Genomic DNA, 19,812 nt, shown 5'->3' with positions numbered 1-19,812 from the left:
GCAACGTGCGAAGGACCCACGTGACCGAGACCCCCTCGAAGCCTGCCAAGAAGACCGCGTCCAGGTCGGCCGGCCTGAGCTCGATGCTGCTGGCGGACCTCAAGTCGATGGCCGTCGGCCTCGGCGTCGCCGGCGCCGGCTCGATGAAGAAGGCCCAGCTCGTCGAGGCCATCAAGGCGACCCAGTCCAGCGGCCGGCCCGCGACGTCCGCGCCCGCGGCGTCCGCGCCGGCGGAGGCGCCCGGTGGCGCCGAGGCGCCCGCGCGGCAGGAGCCGGAGCAGGAGCCTGCCCCGCAGGCGACCGTACGCACCCGGACCCGCAAGCAGCGCCAGGTCGAGCAGGCCGAGCAGAAGCAGGCCGAGCAGCAGCAGTCCGAGCAGCAGCCCGGGCAGAAGCAGGCCGAGCAGAAGCAGGCCGAGCAGTCTGATCGCGAGCAGGGCCAGAAGGCCCAGAAGGGCCCGAAGGGCCAGCAGTCCGCGAAGGACGGCAAGCAGCAGGACAAGCAGGACAAGCAGGACAGGCAGGACAAGCAGTCCCGCCAGAACCAGCAGCAGAACCAGCAGCAGAACCAGGGTCAGCAGCAGAACCAGCAGCAGCCCGACGAGGACGAGGATGGCGAGGGCGGCAGCCGCCGCAACCGCCGCCGCCGCGGCCGGGACCGCACGACGGTGCGCCATGGGGGCCGCAGCGAGCCCGACACCACCATCCTCGAGGACGACGTGCTGGTGCCGGCGGCCGGCATCCTGGACGTCCTCGACAACTGCGCGTTCGTGCGGACCTCGGGCTACCTGCCGGGCCCGGAGGACGTCTACCTGTCGCTGTCGATGGTGCGCAAGTACCACCTGCGCCGCGGCGACGCCGTGGTCGGCCAGGTCCGCCAGCCCCGCGAGGGCGAGCGTCGGGAGAAGTTCAACCCGATGGTCCGCATCGACAGCGTCAACGGCACCGAGTCCGAGGGCGCCAAGGAGCGTCCGGAGTTCTCCGACGCGGTCCCGGTGCACCCGCACCAGCGGCTGCGCCTGGCCACGGACGAGGCGAACCTGACCGGCAAGGTCATCGACATCGCCTCGCCGATCGGCAAGGGCCAGCGTGGCCTGATCCTCACCCCGCCCCGTACGGGCGCGACGTCGCTGCTGCAGTCGATCGCCCAGTCGGTGACGACCAACAACCCCGAGTGCCACGTCATGGTGGTCCTGGTCGACGCCCGCCCTGAGGAGGTCACCGACTTCCAGCGCGCCGTCAAGGGCGAGGTCGTCGCCTCGACCTTCGACCGGCAGCCGGCCGACCACACGCTCGTCGCCGAGCTGGCGATCGAGCGGGCCAAGCGGCTGGTGGAGCTCGGCCACGACGTGGTCGTGCTGCTCGACTCGCTCACGCGCCTCGGTCGCGCCTACAACCTGGCGGCACCGGCGAACGGGCGCGTGCTGGCGGGCATCGTCGACGCGTCCGCGGTCCACCCGACCAAGGAGTTCTTCGGCGCGGCCCGCAAGATCGAGGACGCCGGGTCCCTGACGGTCCTGGCCACGGTCGCGGTGGGCACCGGGTCGGCGACCGACGAGTTCTTCCTCGAGGAGATCGCCGGCACCGAGAACTGGGAGCTCGCGCTCAGTGCGGAGCGGGCGGCGAAGGGCATCGTCCCCGCTGTCGACGTGACCGCCTCGGGCACCCGGCACGAGGAGCGGCTGCTGGCGCCGGCGGAGGGCGCCGTGGTCGGCGACATCCGCAAGAAGCTCGCCGCCGCGGACTCCCAGCAGGCCGTGGCGAAGGTCGTCGGCGGTCACTGACCCGCCGGTCCGCCGTCGCGGTGCCCCGCCGGTCGCGGCGGGGAATCCACGGATTGGCGCCGTTGTTCACCCCGGTGGCACACTTGTGCGCCGGTTCCGGTTCACGTCACTACGCGATCCACGCGGGCGACCCGGAGCAATTCGAGAGGACACCATGAAGAAGGACACCCACCCCGAGTACGTCGAGACCCAGGTGACCTGCACCTGCGGCGCGTCGTTCACCACCCGCAGCACCGCGACCTCCGGCTCGATCCACGCCGACGTCTGCTCGCAGTGCCACCCGTTCTACACCGGCAAGCAGAAGATCCTCGACACCGGCGGCCGCGTCGCCCGGTTCGAGTCCCGCTACGGCAAGAAGGCTGCTGCCGAGAGCAAGTAGTCCACGCCAGGCGCCGGTCGCCCGCTCACCGCGGGTGGCCGGCGCCTTGTCGTCTGTCCGGGAGCCGCACGAGGAAGCAGGAGCACCATGTTCGAGGCAGTCGAGGGCATGCGGGAGGAGCACGCCGAGCTCGAGCAGCGCCTGGCCCTGCCCGAGACGCACGCCGACCAGCGCCTGGCCAAGCAGCTCAACCAGCGCTACGCCGAGCTCACCGCAGTCGTGACGACCTGGCAGGAGTGGCTCCGGCTCGGCGACGACATCGAGGCGGCGCGCGAGCTCGCCTCCGACGACCCGGCCTTCGCCCGGGAGGCCGACGAGCTCGCGGTGCGGCGCGAGGCGGCGGGGGAGCGGCTGCGCCGCCTGCTCGTGCCTCGCGACCCCTCCGACGGCAAGGACGCGCTGCTCGAGATCAAGTCGGGCGAGGGCGGTGAGGAGTCGGCGCTGTTCGCCGGCGACCTGCTCCGGATGTACTCCCGCTACGCCGAGGCGCGCGGCTGGAGCGTGGAGGTCCTCGACGCGACCGAGTCCGACCTCGGCGGCTACAAGTCGGTCACGGCCGCGGTCAAGGCCCGCGGGACGGTCGAGCCCGGCCAGGCGCCCTATGCGCTGCTCAAGTTCGAGGGTGGCGTGCACCGCGTCCAGCGCGTCCCGGTGACCGAGTCGCAGGGGCGGGTCCACACCTCGGCCGCCGGGGTGCTCGTGTCGCCCGAGGCGGAGCCGATCGACGTGACCATCGACGACAACGACCTGCGCATCGACGTCTACCGCTCCAGCGGGCCCGGCGGGCAGAGCGTCAACACCACCGACTCGGCCGTGCGCATCACGCACCTGCCGACCGGCATCGTGGCTAGCTGCCAGAACGAGAAGAGCCAGCTGCAGAACAAGGAGTCCGCGATGCGGATCCTGCGCTCGCGGCTGCTCCAGGCCGCCCAGGACGCGGCGGACGCGGAGGCGAGCGACGCGCGGCGCTCGCAGGTGCGCACCGTGGACCGCTCCGAGCGGATTCGCACCTACAACTTCCCGGAGAACCGGATCTCCGACCACCGCACCGGCTACAAGTCCTACAACCTCGACCAGGTCCTCGACGGCGACCTCCAGCCGGTCCTCGACTCCTGCGTCGAGACCGACATGGCCGCACGGCTCGCGGCCCTCGAGTCGTGAGGGAGCTGCGCCGGCGCGCGGCCGACCGCCTGCGCGCCGCCGGGGTCGCCTCGCCGGAGCGCGACGCCGACCTGCTGCTCGCGCACGTCCTCGGCGTCGAGCTCGGCCGGCTGCCGCTGGTCGACGCGCTGGATGCGGGGGAGCAGGAGGCGTACGACGCGCTGGTCACGCGGCGGGCCGCCCGCGAGCCGCTCCAGCACCTGACCGGCAGCGCGGCGTTCCGCCACGTCGAGCTCGCCGTCGGTCCCGGTGTCTTCGTGCCCAGGCCCGAGACCGAGCTCCTCGCCGGCTGGGCGATCGCGGCCGCCTCCGCGCTGGACCGCCCGGCCGTCGTGGTCGACCTGTGCACCGGCTCCGGCGCGATCGCCAAGGCCCTCGCCGACGAGGCGCCGGACGCCGAGGTCCACGCCGTCGAGCTCGACGAAGGGGCGCTGGCCTGGGCCGAGCGCAACCTGTCGGGCACCGGCGTCGACCTGCGCCACGGCGACCTCGCCACGGCCTTCGAGGACCTCGCGGGCACCGTCGACGTCGTCGTGTGCAACCCGCCCTACATCCCCCTGGAGGCATGGGAGTCGGTCGCCGCCGAGGCCCGCGACCACGACCCGCACCTCGCGTTGTTCTCCGGGCAGGACGGCCTCGACGCGCTGCGAGTCCTCGAGCGGCGCGCCGGCGTGCTGCTGCGGCCCGGGGGAGTGGTCGGCGCCGAGCACGCCGACGTCCAGGGCGAGTCCGCACCGGGTGTCTTCACCGCCTCCGGGCGGTGGTCCGACGTGACCGACCACCGCGACCTCGCGGGTCGACCGCGCTACGTGACCGCGAGACTGGCACGATGAGCGACGTGGACAGGCTTGCGACCTCGACCGAGGAGGAGCGGGAGGCTGCGGTCAGCGCCGCCGCCGGCGCCGTACGACGCGGAGAGCTGGTGGTCATCCCCACCGACACCGTGTACGGCGTGGCAGCCGACGCGTTCTCCCACGACGCCGTGCAGCGGCTGCTCGACGCCAAGGGCCGCGGCCGGGAGATGCCCCCGCCGGTGCTGGTGTCGGCAGCGACCACCCTCGACGCGCTGGCCGAGGGCGTCCCGGCGTGGGCCCGCACGCTCGTCGAGCAGTTCTGGCCCGGACCGCTCACGCTGGTCTGCCGCCAGCAGGGCTCCCTCATGTGGGACCTGGGCGAGACCCGCGGCACGGTCGCGGTGCGGATGCCCGACGACGAGGTGGCACTGGCCGTCCTCGAGCGCACCGGTCCCCTCGCGGTCAGCTCGGCCAACCTCACCGGGCGCCCGGCGGCGACCGACGCCGACCAGGCCGAGGAGATGCTCGGCGACGCGGTTGCCGTGATCGTCGACGGCGGCACGTCCCCGGGTGGCGAGGCCTCCACCATCATCGACGTCACCGTCCCCGAGGGGCGGGTGCTGCGGCTCGGCGCGCTCTCGCTGGAGACGCTCAACGCCGCCATCGCCGAGCACGGGGTCGTGCTCGCAGACCAGGGCTAGGCGGCGATGCGGGAGTACCTCCTCGTCTTCCTGGTGGCCCTCTCGGTCACCTACCTGCTCACCGTCGTCGCCCGCGAGATCGCGCTGCGCACCGGAGCCGTCGCCCAGGTGCGCGACCGCGACGTGCACGCCGAGCCGATCCCCTACCTGGGCGGCCTCGCGATGCTCGGCGGCCTCTGCGCGGCGTACGTCGTGGCGCGAGAGCTGCCGTTCCTCGGCCTGCGCAGCGAGGGCTTCGTGTTCAAGGACGCAGGGGTGGTGCTCCTGGCCGGCGCGCTGGTGTGCGCCGTCGGCGTCATCGACGACATCTTCGACCTCGACGCCCTGACCAAGCTCGGCGGGCAGGTCCTGGCCGCCGGTCTGCTGGTCTCGCAGGGCGTGCAGTTCTACTACTTCCCCGGCGCCGACGGCACCCAGTTCTCACTCGACGTCGTTCAGAGCGCGGTGCTGACGCTCGTCGTCGTCATCGGCACGATGAACGCGGTCAACTTCGTCGACGGCCTCGACGGCCTGGCGGCCGGCGTGGTCGGCATCGGCGCCGCCGCGTTCTTCCTCTACTGCTACTTCGCCTCGGCCCAGGCCAACCTGACCCTGGCGACCACGGGCGCGCTGCTCAGCGCTGCCCTGGCGGGGGCCTGCGCCGGCTTCCTCCCGCACAACTTCCACCCTGCGCGCCTCTTCATGGGCGACTCGGGCTCGATGCTGATCGGCCTGGTGCTCTCGGCGAGCGCACTGACGCTGACCGGGCAGTTCGTCGGCATGCCGGAGACGACGGGCAACAGCCTCTTCGTCACGGTGCTGCCCGTGCTGCTGCCGATCTCGCTGCTGATGGTGCCGATCGTCGACCTGGTGCTCGCCGTCGTACGCCGCACGCGGGCGGGTCGCTCGCCGATGAGCGCGGACAAGCAGCACCTCCACCACCGCCTGCTCGAGATCGGTCACTCCCAGCGCCGGGCGGTGCTGATCATGTGGATGTGGGCCGCCACCATCGCCGCGGGTGCGGTGATCGTGAGCCTCTTCGACAGCACGTGGGTGTGGTGGAGCCTCGGCTCCATGCTCGCGCTCACTGTCACGCTGACCTTCGTGCTCCCCAAGGTGCACCGTCCGCGCAAGACCGGGCTCGGCGACACCGGGCTGCCCGAGAACGACGCGGTCGAGGGCCGGGCCGACGACGACGGGGGAGCGGAGCCGGACGAGCAGGTCGCCCCGGTTTTCCGCCCGCCCGGGACTTTGTGATAGTTTTCACGAGCAGTTCCGGAGCCCTTCCAGGCAGGCTGGGACGGCAGTGCCAGACCCGCCAGAACCCGACAGAACGGCCGCCGCCATGACGACCGAGAGCAGTGCGACCACCCGTCGCCGCAGCCTCGCGCCGGGCGTACGGGTCGTCTCCCGCGCAGCGGGCCTCACGGTGCTGGCCGGGGGAGTGCTCGCCGCATCCGCCGCACTCGTGCACGGCGCCGAGCCCGCCGCCGCCGCGGCGGTCGGCGCCGGCCTGGTGGCGCTGGTGGTGTCGTTCGGCACGCTGTCGCTGCACGTGGTGGCCAGCGCGATGCCGTCCGCCTCCCTCCTGGTCGCCCTGGTCACCTACGCCACGCAGCTGGCGGTCGTGCTCCTGGTCTTCCTCGCGATCACGCGCGGAGGCGCGTTCTCCGGCGAGGTCGCGCGCGGATGGCTCGCTGCGTCGATGGTGGTCGCCACGCTCGTGTGGACCACCGCGCACCTGGTGCTCACCGCCCGTGAGCGCACGCCCTACTTCGACCTCCCCACCGGGGGTGAGTCGTGACCACCACGGCTGCTAACGTTCGCAGCGCCATGGCCGAGTCCAGTGCCACGTCCTCCGAGCCCCCGCGGAGCAGCAGTGCCCCCAGCTACCTGGTGGCCGGAGTGCTGTTCTACGGGTTCGTCGGGTGGCTGCTGGACCAGTGGCTCGGCACCCGCTTCCTCGTGGCGGCGGGAGTCCTGCTGGGCGGCGGTCTGGGCACCTACATGATGATCGTGCAGCTCCGCAGGCAGACCGATGCCGAGCAGGGCCACAACAGCGTCAAGCCGAGCAACAAGACGAGCAACGAGGAGTCGGAGTGAGCATCACCCAGCCTGTCGCGGCAGAGGGCGGTTCGGGCTTCACTGCCCCTGGCCCCGGAAGCTTCGAGCTGCCGCCGATCTTCGGTGACGTCACCAAGCCGATGGTCCTGCTGGTGCTGTCCGCGGTGGTCGTGTTCGGCTTCTTCTACGCCGCCTCGCGCAACGCCTCCCTGGTGCCGGGCCGCCTGCAGTACACCGGCGAGATGGTCTACGGCTTCGTGCGCAACAACATGGCTCGCGACAACATCGGCAGCGAGCACTACATGAAGTTCGTGCCCTACCTCTTCACGCTGTTCACCTTCATCCTGGTGAACAACTACTACGGCGTGATCCCGTTCCTGCAGTTCCCGAGCTTCTCGCGCATCGGCTTCATCGTCCCGCTCGCGCTGCTGAGCTGGGGCATCTACGTCGGTGCCGGCATCTGGAAGCACGGCCCGCTCGGCTACCTCAAGCACGCCACGATGCCCGGCGGCGTCAAGGGCCCGATCCTGCTCCTGCTGGTGCCGCTGGAGTTCTTCTCCAACATCATCATCCGCCCGGTCACGCTCACGCTGCGTCTGTTCGGCAACATGTTCGCCGGCCACCTGCTCCTGATCCTGTTCGCCACCGGTGGCGCGGCCCTGCTGGCCAGCGGAAACGTCCTCTACGGCGCCGTCGGCGTGCTGTCCTTCGGGCTCGGCATCGGCGTCAGCTTCCTGGAGATGCTGGTGATGTTCCTCCAGGCCTACGTCTTCACCCTCCTGAGCTCGATGTACATCGGCGAGGCCCTCGCCGACGAGCACTGATCCGCACCACCCCCCACAAGTTTCGCCAAACAGCGGCGCGAGAGACGCGTCGCCGACGAAAGGAAAAGCCGTGGAAGGCTCCATCAACCTGGTCGGTCTCGGCCTGTCCGCCATCGGTCCCGGTGTCGGTATCGGCCTGATCTTCGCCGCGTTCATCTCCGGTGTCGCGCGCCAGCCCGAGGCCCAGAGCCGTCTGCAGTCGATCGCCATTCTTGGCTTCGTTCTTGCCGAGGCGCTCTTCATCATCACCGTCGCGCTCGCGTTCGTCCTGCCTCTCTGACGACCGTCGCACCCCAGCTCTAGACCGTAGGAGTTCGACTCATGGACCACATCGTCCTGGCGGCGGCGGAGGGCGAGACCCACAGTCCGGTGCTGCCGGTCTGGTCAGAGGTCATCCTCGCCCTGATCGTCTTCGCGATCCTCTTCGTCCTCATGCGCAAGTTCGTCGTACCGAACTTCGAGAAGACCTTCGCGGAGCGCACTGCGGCGATCGAGGGTGGCCTCAGCGCGGCCGAGTCCAAGCAGGCCGAGGCCGACGCCAAGCTCGCCGAGCTCGAGAAGCAGCTCGCCGACGCCCGGCACGAGGCCGCGCGCATCCGTGAGGAGGCTCGCGAGCAGGGTGCTGCGATCATCGCCGAGATGCGGGAGCAGGCCCAGGCCGAGTCCACCCGCATCGTCGAGCACGGCAAGACGCAGATCGAGGCGGAGCGCCAGCAGGCGGTCACCTCGCTGCGGGCCGAGGTGGGCGCCCTCGCGACCGGCCTCGCCGGCCGCATCGTGGGCGAGAGCCTCGACGACGAGGCTCGCCAGAGCCGCGTGGTCGACCGCTTCCTCACCGAGCTCGAGGCGCAGAACGGCACCACGGGGAGCGTCAACTGATGTTGCGAGGAGCCTCCGCCGACGCGTACGCCGCCACCGCCGCCGCCCTCACGGGCGCCGACGACGCGGGTGCCGTGGGTCGGGACCTGTTCGCGGTGGCCGACCTGCTGCGGGCCGAGCCCGGTCTGCGGCGCGTCGCGACCGACGCGTCCGTGGCGGGCGAGGCCAAGGCCGGCCTGCTCCGCGACGTGCTGGCCGGCAAGGTCTCCGACCTCGCGCTGGCCGTCGTCACCCTCGCCGTCGCCCAGCGGTGGACCGCCAGCCGTGACCTCGCCGACGCGCTCGAGCGCCTCGGTGTGGTCGCGGTCGCCCGGTCCGCGGGGGGCGACGCCGGTCGCCTCGAGGACGAGCTGTTCGTCTTCGGGCAGGTCGTCCAGGACAACCCCGAGCTGCGCGACGCGCTGTCCGACCCGGCCCGCAGCCGGGCCGACAAGGCACGCCTGCTGGGTGACCTGCTGGGCGACAAGGTGCTCCCGGCGACGGTGGCCCTCGTGCAGCAGTCGCTGTCGGGCAGCTACCGCACGGTCGGGGTCGCCCTGGCCGACTACCAGAAGGTGGCGGCCGACGTCCGCGGACAGGCCGTCGCCACCGTACGAGTCGCCCGGCCCCTCGCCGACGACGACCGTCAGCGGCTCGCCGGCGCGCTCGCGCGCACCTACGGGCGCGAGATCCACCTCAACGTCGTCGTCGACCCCGAGGTCATCGGCGGCATCCGCGTCGAGATCGGCGACGACGTCATCGACGGGACGGTGTCCAGCCGTCTCGACGAGGCCCGACGCCGCCTCGCCGGCTGAGCCAACCGGCACCACCCAGCACTTTCGAGCCCAGAACTTTCGAGCACTGCAGACCAGGAACAGGTGAGATGAGATGACGGAGCTTTCCATCCGTCCGGACGAGATCCGGGACGCGCTCCAGCGCTTCGTGTCCGACTACAAGCCCGACACGGCGACCAAGGAAGAGGTCGGCACCGTCGCGGAGGCCGCCGACGGCATCGCCCGCGTGAGCGGACTGCCCTCGGTCATGGCCAACGAGCTGCTCGAGTTCGAGGACGGCACGCTGGGCATCGCCCTGAACCTCGACACCCGCGAGGTCGGCGTCGTGGTCCTCGGTGACTTCGACAAGATCGAGGAGGGCCAGGCGGTCCGCCGCACCGGCGAGATCCTCTCCGTCCCCGTCGGCGACGGCTACCTGGGTCGCGTCGTCGACCCGCTGGGCACGCCGATCGACGGCCTCGGCGACGTCGAGACCGTCGGCCGCCGCCCGCTCGAGCTCCAGGCCGCCACTGTGATGGAGCGCAAGTCGGTGCACGAGCCCCTCGCGACCGGCATCAAGGCCATCGACGCGATGACCCCGATCGGGCGCGGCCAGCGCCAGCTGATCATCGGTGACCGCGCGACCGGCAAGACGACGATCGCCATCGACACGATCATCAACCAGAAGCAGAACTGGGAGTCCGGCGACCCGGACAAGCAGGTGCGCTGCATCTACGTCGCCATCGGCCAGAAGGGCTCGACCATCGCCTCCGTGCGTGGCGCCCTCGAGGAGGCCGGCGCGCTGGAGTACACCACCATCGTGGCGTCCCCGGCCTCCGACTCCGCCGGCTTCAAGTACCTCGCCCCCTACACCGGCTCGGCCATCGGCCAGCACTGGATGTACGAGGGCAAGCACGTCCTGATCGTGTTCGACGACCTGACCAAGCAGGCCGAGGCCTACCGCGCCGTGTCGCTGCTCCTGCGTCGCCCGCCGGGCCGCGAGGCCTACCCCGGTGACGTCTTCTACCTGCACAGCCGGCTCCTCGAGCGCTGCGCGAAGCTGTCCGACGACATGGGCAAGGGCTCGATGACCGGCCTGCCGATCATCGAGACCAAGGCCAACGACGTCTCGGCGTTCATCCCGACCAACGTCATCTCGATCACCGACGGCCAGATCTTCCTGCAGTCCGACCTGTTCGCGGCCAACCAGCGCCCCGCCATCGACGTGGGCGTCTCGGTCTCGCGCGTGGGTGGCTCGGCCATGACCAAGGCGATGAAGGCCGTCACCGGCTCGCTCAAGGTGGACCTGGCGCAGTTCCGCGCGATGGAGGCGTTCGCCATGTTCGCCTCCGACCTCGACGCGGCCTCGCGCCAGCAGCTCGACCGCGGCCAGCGCCTGATGGCCCTGCTCAAGCAGCCCCAGTACTCGCCGTACCCGCTCGAGGAGATGACCGCCTCGCTGTGGCTCGGCACCACGGGCCGCCTGGACCGGGTCCCGACCGACGACGTGCTGCGCTTCGAGCACGAGTTCCTCGACTACCTGCGCCGCAGCCACGAGGGCATCCTCGCCGGCATCCGTGAGACCACGAAGTTCGACGACGCCGCCGAGGCCGAGCTGGTCGCGGCGTACGACTCCTTCCTCGACCAGTTCGAGACTTCCGACGGCCAGAGCATCAAGGCCGGCAAGGAAGAGCACGTCGCCCTCGAGGACGAGGACGTCGAGCAGGAGCAGATCGTCAAGCAGAAGCGGGGCTGACGACATGGCTCTCTCCGTACGCGAGTACCGCGCGCGGATCAAGTCGACGGAGTCGATGAAGAAGATCACGCGTGCGATGGAGCTCATCGCTGCCTCGCGGATCATCAAGGCCCAGCAGCGAGCCCAGGCCGCAGCGCCCTACGCCCGCGAGCTCACGCGCGCGGTGTCGGCCGTGGCGACGTTCTCCAACGTCGACCACGCGCTGACCACCGAGCCGGAGAACCCCAAGAAGGCAGCCGTCCTCGTGGTCACCTCCGACCGCGGTCTGGCCGGCGCCTACTCCTCGAGCGTGATCAAGGAGGCCGAGCGCCTCGTCGAGAAGCTCAAGGGCGAGGGCAAGGACGTCGACCTCTACGCCAGCGGCCGCAAGGCCGAGGCCTACTTCAAGTTCCGCCAGCGCACGGTCGTCCAGTCGTGGACGGGCTTCTCCGACCAGCCGACCTACGACGTGGCGGCCGAGATCGGCGCGACGTTGATCGAGGCCTTCCTCGCCGAGACCGACGAGGAGAAGACGGCCGTCGACGAGGTCCACGTGGTCTACACGCGGTTCCGCTCGATGCTCAGCCAGGAGCCGACCGCCGTACGCCTGCTGCCGCTGGAGGTCGTCGAGGGGACGGAGCCGCCCGAGGAGGGCGACCTGCTGCCCCTCTACGAGTTCGAGCCGTCTCCCTCGGAGGTGCTCGACTCCCTGCTGCCGCGCTACGTCCAGAGCCGCATCTTCTTCGCCCTCCTGCAGGCTGCCGCTTCCGAGCTGGCCGCCCGTCAGAAGGCGATGAAGTCCGCGACGGACAACGCCGACGAGCTCATCAAGAAGTACACCCGAATCGCCAACCAGGCCCGCCAGGCCGGCATTACCCAAGAGATCAGCGAGATCGTCGGTGGCGTCAACGCCCTTGCCGACGCCAACGCCGGGAGTGAGTGAGAGAAATGACTGCAACCGTCGAAGAGACCCAGACGAGCGGCGCTGCCGGCTCGGTCGGGCGCATCACGCGCGTCATCGGCCCGGTCGTGGACATCGAGTTCCCGACCGACGCGATGCCGGCGATCTACAACGCCCTCAAGGTCGACCTGACCCTGAGCGGCGAGACCACCACGATCACGCTCGAGGTGGCCCAGCACATCGGTGACGGCATGGTGCGCGCCATCTCCATGAAGCCCACCGACGGCCTGGTCCGCGGCGCGCAGGTCACCGACACCGGTGAGTCCATCACCGTGCCGGTCGGCGACGCCACGCTCGGCAAGGTCTTCAACACCACGGGTGACTGCCTCAACCTCGCCGAGGGCGAGACCCTGGACGTCAAGGAGCGGTGGGGCATCCACCGCAAGGCCCCGGCCTTCGACCAGCTGGAGTCGAAGACCCAGATGTTCGAGACCGGCATCAAGGTCATCGACCTCCTCACCCCCTACGTGCAGGGCGGCAAGATCGGCCTGTTCGGTGGTGCCGGTGTCGGCAAGACCGTGCTCATCCAGGAGATGATCGCCCGCGTCGCCAAGGACCACGGCGGTGTGTCGGTGTTCGCCGGCGTCGGCGAGCGCACCCGTGAGGGCAACGACCTCATCGTCGAGATGGAGGAGGCCGGCGTCATCGGCCAGACCGCCCTCGTCTTCGGCCAGATGGACGAGCCGCCGGGCACGCGTCTGCGCGTGGCCCTGTCCGCCCTGACGATGGCGGAGTACTTCCGCGACGTGCAGAAGCAGGACGTGCTGCTCTTCATCGACAACATCTTCCGCTTCACCCAGGCCGGTTCCGAGGTCTCCACGCTGCTCGGCCGCATGCCGTCCGCCGTGGGCTACCAGCCGAACCTCGCCGACGAGATGGGCCAGCTCCAGGAGCGCATCACCTCGACGCGCGGTCACTCGATCACCTCGATGCAGGCGATCTACGTCCCCGCCGACGACTACACCGACCCGGCTCCGGCCACGACGTTCGCGCACCTCGACGCGACCACGGAGCTCTCGCGTGAGATCGCCTCGCTCGGCATCTACCCGGCCGTGGACCCCCTGACGTCGACCTCGCGGATCCTCGACCCGCAGTACATCGGCGACGAGCACTACCGCTGCGCCGTACGGATCAAGCAGATCCTGCAGCGCAACAAGGAGCTTCAGGACATCATCGCCATCCTCGGTGTCGACGAGCTCTCCGAGGAGGACAAGATCATCGTCTCCCGGGCCCGTCGCATCCAGCGGTTCCTGTCGCAGAACACCTACGTCGCCAAGCAGTTCACCGGCATCGAGGGTTCGACCGTCCCGGTGGCCGACACCATCGAGGCGTTCAACAAGATCGCCGACGGCGAGTACGACCACGTGGCCGAGCAGGCCTTCTTCATGTGCGGCGGTCTGGACGACGTCGAGCAGAAGTGGGCCGAGATCCAGAAGAGCCTCTGATGGCTGGCTCCTCCGACAAGTCCCTCCAGGTCGAGCTGGTCGCTGCCGACCGGCTCGTCTGGTCGGGCCAGGCCACCATGGTCATCGCCCGCACGACCGAGGGCGACGTCGGCATCCTGCCCAACCACGCACCGCTGCTGTCCTCGATCATCGAGGGCGTGGTGGACGTGCAGACGGCGGAGGGCGAGACCTGGATCGCAGCCGTCGACGCCGGGTTCATCTCGGTCGCCGACAACCGCGTCTCGATCCTCGCCGAGCGGGCCGAGATGTCGCACGAGATCGACCTGGAGAAGGCACGCCAGGAGCTCGAGCGGGCCAAGGAGGCCGGCGAGAACGACGACGCTGCCCAGGAGGCGGTACGCCGCGCCGAGGCACGCATCCGTGCCGTGGAGCGGGCCTCCTGACAGGTCCTGCGAACCGACTCGCTAGGGTGAGCGCACGAACCGGTTGGTTCGTGCGCTCACTGCGTTTCGGAGGGTGTGGATGCCGGTCTGGGAATGGGCGCTCGACATCGTCGGGCTCTGCCTGCTCCTCGCCCTGCTCTACGGCATCGCCCTGATCTTCCGCCGGCGCTTCCTCGCCCGGCACGGCGGCACGTTCGAGCTCAGCTACCGCGCGCGCACCGACCACCCGGGACGGGGCTGGCTGCTCGGCATCGGCCGCTACTCCGGGCAGTCGCTGGAGTGGTTCCGGATCTTCTCCCTCTCGCCGCGCCCCAAGCGGGTCTGGGCGCGCGACCTCCTGGAGTACGCCGGACGCCGCTCGCCGGCGGGCGCCGAGGAGATGTCGCTCTACGACGGCCACGTCGTGGCGTCGTGCCAGTACTCCGGCGAGCCCCTCGAGATCGCGATGAGCGAGGCGTCGCTCACCGGCTTCCAGGCCTGGCTGGAGTCGGGCCCGCCGGGCACCGACTGGAACAGGCGCTAGTCCGCGCCCTCGGTCACCGGGCGGTCACGGGGTCGGCGCGGGACCGGTCGACCCGCCGACCCGCAGGTGGACCGGCAGCACCACGTCCTCGGTGTGCTCGCCGTCGATCCGCGCCAGGACGGCCCGGGCGGCCGCCCGTCCCTTCTCGCCCAGCGGCTGGACGACGGTCGTGAGCTCGACGTCGAGCCACGGCAGGTCCACCCCGTCGAAGCCCGCGATGCTGACGTCACCCGGCACGTCGAGCCCTCGCCGGCGTGCCTCGACGACGACACCGGCCGCCTGGACGTCGCTCTGGCAGACCACGGCGGTGGCGGCGTGGCCGGCGTCCCACCAGAGTCCGACGGCCTCCTGCGCAGTCGCGACGTCGCTCGCGCTGGGGCCGATCACGTCGACGTCGGTGAAGACCTCGCGCAGCCCGGCCTCGCGCTCGCGCTGCGGGTGGGAGGCCTCCAGGGTGAGGGTCGCGACCCGCCGGTGACCGAGGTCGTGCAGGTGCCGGGCCAGCGCCGCGGCCCCCGTACGGTGGTCGATGTCGATGTGCGTGGCGCCCGGCCACGCGGGGCCCTCGACGACCACCAGTGGCACGTCGCGCGCGACCAGCTCGTCGTACGCCCCCCAGGTCTCCCTGCCGCAGATGTCGTAGATGACGGCGTCGAGCGGCACCCCCACCTGCTCGTCGTCGGGCATGAGCAGCAGGCCGAGTCCCGCGGCGTCCAGCTCCTCCGACACCGCGTCGAGCATCGCCAGGGCGGCGGGGTCGCGGAACGCAGTGCTCAGCTGCCCGACCGCGATGCCGACCACGCCGCTGCGCCCGCGGCGCAGGTTGCGCGCGAGCGGGTTGGGGCCGGTCCACCCGAGCGAGGCCGCCGCGGCGAGGACCCGCTCGCGGGTGGCGGTGGAGACCGGCTTGGTGCCGGAGAAGGCGTGTGAGGCCGTGGACAGCGAGACCCCCGCCGCGCTGGCGACGTCGGCGAGCGTGGGGGCGCGAACTGGACCGGTCACGAAGTCGGACGATAGCATCGAAACGTTTCGATCGAAACGTTTCGCCCGTGCCTTGACTGGAGCTGTCCCGTGCCCACCCTCACCGCCGCCCGCAACGCCGTCGGGCTGACCTTCTTCCTCAACGGGCTGGTGTTCGCCAGCTGGGTGTCGCGCATCCCCGAGGTCCGGTCGAGCTTCGACCTCACCAACGGCCAGCTCGGGCTGGTGCTCCTCGCGATCGCGCTCGGCTCGGTGCTGGCGCTGCCGACGACCGGTGCGGCCATCAACGCCCTCGGCACGGTCCGCATCATCCGGATGGGCGCGGCCGCCGCCACGGCCGGGATGGTGGCCGCGGCGGTCGGTCTGGGCAACGTCCTGCCCCTCACGGTCGCCGGCCTGTTCGTCTACGGCCTCGGCATCGGGGTGTGGGACGTCGCGATGAACGTCGAGGGTGCGGAGGTCGAGCGCGGCCTGCGCCGCACGATCATGCCTCGCTTCCACGCCGGCTTCAGCGCCGGCACGGTCGTCGGGGCGCTGGCGGGCGTGCTGCTCATCGAGATCGGCGTGCCGGCCGTGGCGCACCTCGTCGGCGTCGTGCTGCTCTCCGTGGTGGTGGTGTGGCGGTCGTCCCCGAGCTTCCTGCCGGTCGTGGAGCGGCACGCCGAGACCGCCGGGTCGGCCGCGCGCGCCTGGCTCGAGCCGCGCACGCTGCTGATCGGCGTGATGGTGCTGGCGCTGGCCATGACCGAGGGCACGGCCAACGACTGGCTCGCCGTCGCGCTGGTCGACGGGCACGGCGCGACCCACGCCACGGGTGTGGCCGGGTTCGCCGTGTTCGTCCTGGCGATGACCGTCGCGCGGCTCGCCGGCGCGGGCCTCATCGACCGGTTCGGGCGCGTGGTCGTCCTCTGGTGCACGATGGCCGTCGCCGGTGCGGGCGTGCTGCTCATCGTCTTCTCCGACCACCCCGCGCTGGTCGTGGTCGGCATCGTGCTGTGGGGGACCGGCTCGTCGCTCGGCTTCCCGGTCGGGATGAGCGCAGCGGCCGACGACCCGGTCCGGGCGGCTTCTCGGGTGAGCGTGGTCTCCACCATCGGGTACGCCGCGTTCCTGGCCGGACCGCCCTTCCTGGGCTTCGTCGGCGACGAGGTCGGCACGCTCAAGGCGCTGCTCGTCGTCGCCGTCCTGCTGATGCCGGCCGCCCTCGTGGTCCCGGCGGCACGCGAGCAGCGCACGGGCGACCGGGAGACCGTCACCTCCTGAGCGGAGGGCTCAGCGCTCCCCGCCCGGCACCCAGAGGACGTCGCCGAACTCCTGGTTGGCGTGGCGGGCGAGGATGAACAGCAGGTCGCTGAGCCGGTTGAGGTAGGTGATGGCGAGCACGTTCATGGAGTCCTCGTGCTCGGCCCACGCGGCCCAGCCGGCGCGCTCGGCCCGGCGTACGACGGTGCGCGCGACGTGCAGGTGCGCGGCACCGAGGGTGCCCCCGTTGAGGATGAACGAGCGCAGCGCCGGCAGGTCCTCGTTGTAGTGGTCGCACCACGCCTCGAGGCGGTCGACGTAGTCCTGCTCCACCCGCAGCGGCGGGTACTTCGGGTCCTCGACGACCGGGGTGGAGAAGTCGGCGCCGACGTCGAACAGGTCGTTCTGCACGCGGGTGAGCACCGCCACCACGTCCTCGGTGAGGCTCTCGTCGACCCTCGCCTGGGCGAGCGCGACCCCGATGTGGGCGTTGCCCTCGTCGACGCAGGCGTAGGCCTCGAGGCGCAGGTCGGTCTTCGAGGTCTCGCTCATGTCGCCGAGCCGGGTGCGTCCCGCGTCGCCGGTGCGGGTGTAGATGCGCGTCAGGTTGACCATGTGCCGGAGCCTACTGGCGTCGCCTCACCGGCCGGCCGGCGAGGCGATGCGCACGTGACTCGCCGGAAAAGGTGAGGCATGGATGCAACCGGGAGGGGTACAACTACGTCAGTAGGAGTGACAGCAGTCACAGGGGGCGTCGGGGGACGACGCCGGTCAGGAGCACCGGATGGACATCGTCTACGACGGTCACACGCTCGTCCTGCACGGCGCCTTCGACGTGCGCAGCACGTGGGAGGTGCGCAACGCCATCTACGAGTGCATCGAGACCTTCGACGACGACGTGGTCATCGACATGACCGACGTGTCGACCATCGACGCCACCGCGCTGCGCCTGCTCGCCGTCGCCACCCGGCACGCGTGGCTCTCGGGGCACCACCTGACCGTGCGCAACCCCGGGCCGGCCGTGCGCCGGATGGCCCACCTCACCCGGCTCGCGCACGCCCTCGAGGTCGAGCGGGCCGCCGCGACCGCCTGAGGCCTGAGGCATCCGTCACACCCCCAGCCCGGTGACTCCCGGGTAACCGTCGCCCTACCCTGTCGGCTATGACGGACTCTGGTCACACGGACCGCCCCGCGAAGGACCGGCCCTGGGTCATGCGCACCTACGCCGGCCACTCCACGGCCGAGGCGTCCAACGCGCTCTACCGCACCAACCTGGCCAAGGGGCAGACCGGCCTGAGCGTCGCGTTCGACCTGCCCACCCAGACCGGCTACGACCCGGACAGCCCGCTGAGCCGGGGCGAGGTCGGCAAGGTCGGGGTGCCCGTCCCGCACCTCGGCGAGATGCGCAAGCTCTTCGCCGAGATCCCGCTGACCGGGATGAACACCTCCATGACGATCAACGCCGTCGCGATGTGGATGCTCGCGATGTACCAGGTGGTCGCCGAGGAGCAGAACCCCGACCTCACGCCCGAGGAGGTCGCCGCCCAGCTGGCCGGCACCACCCAGAACGACATCATCAAGGAGTACCTGTCCCGCGGGACGTACGCCTTCCCGCCCGAGGCCTCGATGCGGCTGATCGCGGACATGATCGCCTACACCGTCCACCAGGTGCCCAAGTGGAACCCGATCAACATCTGCAGCTACCACCTGCAGGAGGCCGGCGCCACGCCCGTGCAGGAGCTCGCCTACGCGCTGAGCACCGCGATCGCGGTCCTCGACGAGGTCAAGGCCTCCGGCCAGGTCTCCGACGACGACTTCGAGAAGGTCGTCGGCCGGATCTCGTTCTTCGTCAACGCCGGTGTCCGCTTCGTGGAGGAGACCTGCAAGATGCGGGCCTTCGTCCAGCTGTGGGACGAGATCACGCGCGAGCGCTACGGCGTCCAGGACCCCAAGATGCGCCGCTTCCGCTACGGCGTGCAGGTCAACTCCCTCGGCCTGACCGAGGCGCAGCCGGAGAACAACGTCCAGCGCATCGTGCTGGAGATGCTCGGCGTGACCCTGTCGAAGAACGCCCGTGCCCGTGCGCTCCAGCTGCCCGCGTGGAACGAGGCGCTCGGCCTGCCCCGCCCGTGGGACCAGCAGTGGTCGCTGCGCCTGCAGCAGGTGCTCGCCTTCGAGTCCGACCTGCTGGAGTACGACGACATCTTCGACGGCTCGCACGTCGTCGCCGCCAAGGTCGCCGAGCTCGTGGAGGGTGCGAAGGCCGAGATCGAGCGGGTGCAGGAGATGGGCGGCGCGATCGCCGCCGTCGACTACATGAAGTCCGAGCTGGTCTCCTCGCACGCCGCCCGGCGCGCGCGCATCGAGTCGGGCGAGGAGGTCATCGTCGGCGTCAACCGGTTCGAGTCGACCGAGCCGTCGCCGCTCACCGCCGACCTCGACGGCGCCATCATGGCCGCCGACCCGGAGGCCGAGAAGACCGCCCGCGCCAGCGTGGAGGCGTGGAAGGCCCAGCGCGACGAGGCCGAGGTCACCGCGGCGCTCGAGGCGCTCGCTGCCGCCGCGCGCACCGACGCCAACCTCATGGCGCCGACCCTGGCAGCCGTACGGGCAGGGGCGACGACGGGGGAGTGGGCAGCCACCCTGCGCGACGTGTTCGGTGAGTACCGCGGGCCGACCGGTGTGGCCGGCGCAGCCGTCGCTGAGGCCGGCGCCGACCTGCTCGCCGTGCGCGAGCGGGTGCGGGCCACCGGGGAGGAGCTCGGCGGCCGCCTGCGCCTGCTCGTCGGCAAGCCGGGGCTCGACGGGCACTCCAACGGCGCCGAGCAGGTCGCGGTGCGCGCCCGCGACGCCGGCTTCGAGGTGATCTACCAGGGGATCCGCCTGACGCCGCAGCAGATCGTGGCCGCCGCCGTGGCCGAGGACGTGCACTGCATCGGCCTGTCGATCCTCTCCGGCTCGCACATGGAGCTGGTGCCCGACGTGCTCGACGGGCTGCACGAGGCGGGCCTGAGCGACGTCCCGGTGATCGTCGGCGGGATCATCCCCGACTCCGACGGGCGCCGCCTGCGCGAGCTCGGCGTGGCGGCCGTCTACACGCCCAAGGACTACGGGCTGACCGAGATCATGGACGGGATCGTGGACGTGATCCGCCGCGCCAACGGGCTCGACTGACGCCTCGCCAGCGGGCCGCGCCGAGTCGCG

At 71.0% G+C, this 19,812-nt stretch carries 22 protein-coding genes; 20 read left to right on the top strand and 2 right to left on the bottom strand.

Features of this window, described 5'->3' with window-relative positions:
• Positions 1–20 precede the first annotated feature (20 nt).
• From rho to IE200_RS11070, 17 genes are all read left to right on the top strand, one after another.
• Positions 21–1,784 carry a transcription termination factor Rho gene (rho, locus tag IE200_RS11150; RefSeq protein WP_191279550.1) on the top strand — a complete coding sequence of 588 codons (1,764 nt, stop codon included), beginning with the start codon at positions 21–23 and terminating at the stop codon, positions 1,782–1,784.
• 154 nt (positions 1,785–1,938) lie between these two features.
• Complete coding sequence (rpmE, locus tag IE200_RS11145; RefSeq protein ID WP_129453600.1) at positions 1,939–2,163, top strand: 50S ribosomal protein L31; 225 nt, start codon at positions 1,939–1,941, stop codon at positions 2,161–2,163.
• Between the two features lie 87 nt (positions 2,164–2,250).
• The gene (gene prfA / locus IE200_RS11140) at positions 2,251–3,324 is read left to right on the top strand and encodes a peptide chain release factor 1 (protein ID WP_191279549.1); all 1,074 of its coding nucleotides are present in this window, start codon (positions 2,251–2,253) and stop codon (positions 3,322–3,324) included.
• Positions 3,321–4,157, top strand: coding sequence for a peptide chain release factor N(5)-glutamine methyltransferase (gene prmC, locus IE200_RS11135; RefSeq protein WP_229856408.1), 837 nt, complete (start codon positions 3,321–3,323; stop codon positions 4,155–4,157). The genes prfA and prmC overlap by 4 nt, the downstream gene beginning before the upstream one ends.
• The gene (locus tag IE200_RS11130) at positions 4,154–4,819 is read left to right on the top strand and encodes an L-threonylcarbamoyladenylate synthase (RefSeq protein WP_191279548.1); all 666 of its coding nucleotides are present in this window, start codon (positions 4,154–4,156) and stop codon (positions 4,817–4,819) included. Before prmC ends, IE200_RS11130 begins: the two co-directional genes overlap by 4 nt.
• A 6-nt stretch (positions 4,820–4,825) precedes the next feature.
• A complete protein-coding gene (locus IE200_RS11125) occupies positions 4,826–6,055 on the top strand; it encodes an MraY family glycosyltransferase (RefSeq protein WP_191279547.1) in 1,230 nt (409 codons plus the stop codon).
• 88 nt (positions 6,056–6,143) lie between these two features.
• Positions 6,144–6,602: a hypothetical protein gene (locus tag IE200_RS11120; RefSeq protein WP_191279546.1), complete on the top strand. Its 459-nt coding sequence runs from the start codon at positions 6,144–6,146 to the stop codon at positions 6,600–6,602.
• 29 nt (positions 6,603–6,631) lie between these two features.
• Positions 6,632–6,901, top strand: a complete 270-nt coding sequence (locus tag IE200_RS11115) for an AtpZ/AtpI family protein (protein ID WP_191279545.1) — start codon at positions 6,632–6,634, stop codon at positions 6,899–6,901.
• Complete coding sequence (gene atpB, locus IE200_RS11110; RefSeq protein WP_229856406.1) at positions 6,898–7,686, top strand: F0F1 ATP synthase subunit A; 789 nt, start codon at positions 6,898–6,900, stop codon at positions 7,684–7,686. Before IE200_RS11115 ends, atpB begins: the two co-directional genes overlap by 4 nt.
• 70 nt (positions 7,687–7,756) lie before the next feature.
• Entirely contained in the window at positions 7,757–7,966 is a 210-nt protein-coding gene (gene atpE / locus IE200_RS11105; protein ID WP_030482691.1) for an ATP synthase F0 subunit C, read from the top strand.
• Between the two features lie 41 nt (positions 7,967–8,007).
• Positions 8,008–8,565 (top strand): F0F1 ATP synthase subunit B, encoded by a 558-nt coding sequence (locus IE200_RS11100; RefSeq protein WP_191279544.1) that lies wholly within the window; start codon positions 8,008–8,010, stop codon positions 8,563–8,565.
• On the top strand, positions 8,565–9,359 hold the full coding sequence (locus IE200_RS11095) for a F0F1 ATP synthase subunit delta (protein WP_229856405.1): 795 nt from the start codon (positions 8,565–8,567) through the stop codon (positions 9,357–9,359). The genes IE200_RS11100 and IE200_RS11095 overlap by 1 nt, the downstream gene beginning before the upstream one ends.
• Positions 9,360–9,432: 73 nt before the next feature.
• On the top strand, positions 9,433–11,073 hold the full coding sequence (atpA, locus tag IE200_RS11090) for a F0F1 ATP synthase subunit alpha (protein ID WP_191279543.1): 1,641 nt from the start codon (positions 9,433–9,435) through the stop codon (positions 11,071–11,073).
• Between the two features lie 4 nt (positions 11,074–11,077).
• Positions 11,078–11,995 carry a F0F1 ATP synthase subunit gamma gene (locus IE200_RS11085; RefSeq protein ID WP_191279542.1) on the top strand — a complete coding sequence of 306 codons (918 nt, stop codon included), beginning with the start codon at positions 11,078–11,080 and terminating at the stop codon, positions 11,993–11,995.
• A 5-nt stretch (positions 11,996–12,000) separates the two neighbouring features.
• Complete coding sequence (gene atpD / locus IE200_RS11080; RefSeq protein ID WP_191279541.1) at positions 12,001–13,458, top strand: F0F1 ATP synthase subunit beta; 1,458 nt, start codon at positions 12,001–12,003, stop codon at positions 13,456–13,458.
• A complete protein-coding gene (locus IE200_RS11075) occupies positions 13,458–13,862 on the top strand; it encodes a F0F1 ATP synthase subunit epsilon (protein WP_191279540.1) in 405 nt (134 codons plus the stop codon). Before atpD ends, IE200_RS11075 begins: the two co-directional genes overlap by 1 nt.
• 79 nt (positions 13,863–13,941) lie before the next feature.
• Positions 13,942–14,385 (top strand): DUF2550 domain-containing protein, encoded by a 444-nt coding sequence (locus IE200_RS11070; protein WP_191279539.1) that lies wholly within the window; start codon positions 13,942–13,944, stop codon positions 14,383–14,385.
• A 24-nt stretch (positions 14,386–14,409) separates the two neighbouring features.
• On the opposite strand, the gene IE200_RS11065 is transcribed toward IE200_RS11070, so the two are convergent.
• A complete protein-coding gene (locus IE200_RS11065) occupies positions 14,410–15,387 on the bottom strand; it encodes a LacI family DNA-binding transcriptional regulator (protein ID WP_229856403.1) in 978 nt (325 codons plus the stop codon).
• A 69-nt stretch (positions 15,388–15,456) separates the two neighbouring features.
• On the opposite strand from IE200_RS11065, the gene IE200_RS11060 reads away from it, so the two are divergent.
• Entirely contained in the window at positions 15,457–16,629 is a 1,173-nt protein-coding gene (locus IE200_RS11060; RefSeq protein ID WP_191279537.1) for an MFS transporter, read from the top strand.
• A 9-nt stretch (positions 16,630–16,638) separates the two neighbouring features.
• Here the strand turns inward: IE200_RS11060 and IE200_RS11055 are convergent, their stop codons facing one another.
• On the bottom strand, positions 16,639–17,223 hold the full coding sequence (locus tag IE200_RS11055) for a cob(I)yrinic acid a,c-diamide adenosyltransferase (RefSeq protein ID WP_191279536.1): 585 nt from the start codon (positions 17,221–17,223) through the stop codon (positions 16,639–16,641).
• 169 nt (positions 17,224–17,392) lie between these two features.
• Between IE200_RS11055 and IE200_RS11050 the strand changes: the two genes are divergently transcribed.
• Both IE200_RS11050 and IE200_RS11045 read left to right on the top strand, forming a co-directional pair.
• Positions 17,393–17,701 (top strand): STAS domain-containing protein, encoded by a 309-nt coding sequence (locus tag IE200_RS11050; protein WP_191279535.1) that lies wholly within the window; start codon positions 17,393–17,395, stop codon positions 17,699–17,701.
• Positions 17,702–17,769: 68 nt separating this feature from the next.
• Positions 17,770–19,782, top strand: a complete 2,013-nt coding sequence (locus tag IE200_RS11045) for a protein meaA (protein WP_191279534.1) — start codon at positions 17,770–17,772, stop codon at positions 19,780–19,782.
• Positions 19,783–19,812: the final 30 nt, after the last annotated feature.

The organism is Nocardioides flavus (ex Wang et al. 2016) (assembly GCF_014653115.1).
In the GTDB taxonomy this organism is placed as follows: domain Bacteria; phylum Actinomycetota; class Actinomycetes; order Propionibacteriales; family Nocardioidaceae; genus Nocardioides; species Nocardioides flavus.
This window is presented reverse-complemented; position numbering and strand designations above follow the sequence as displayed.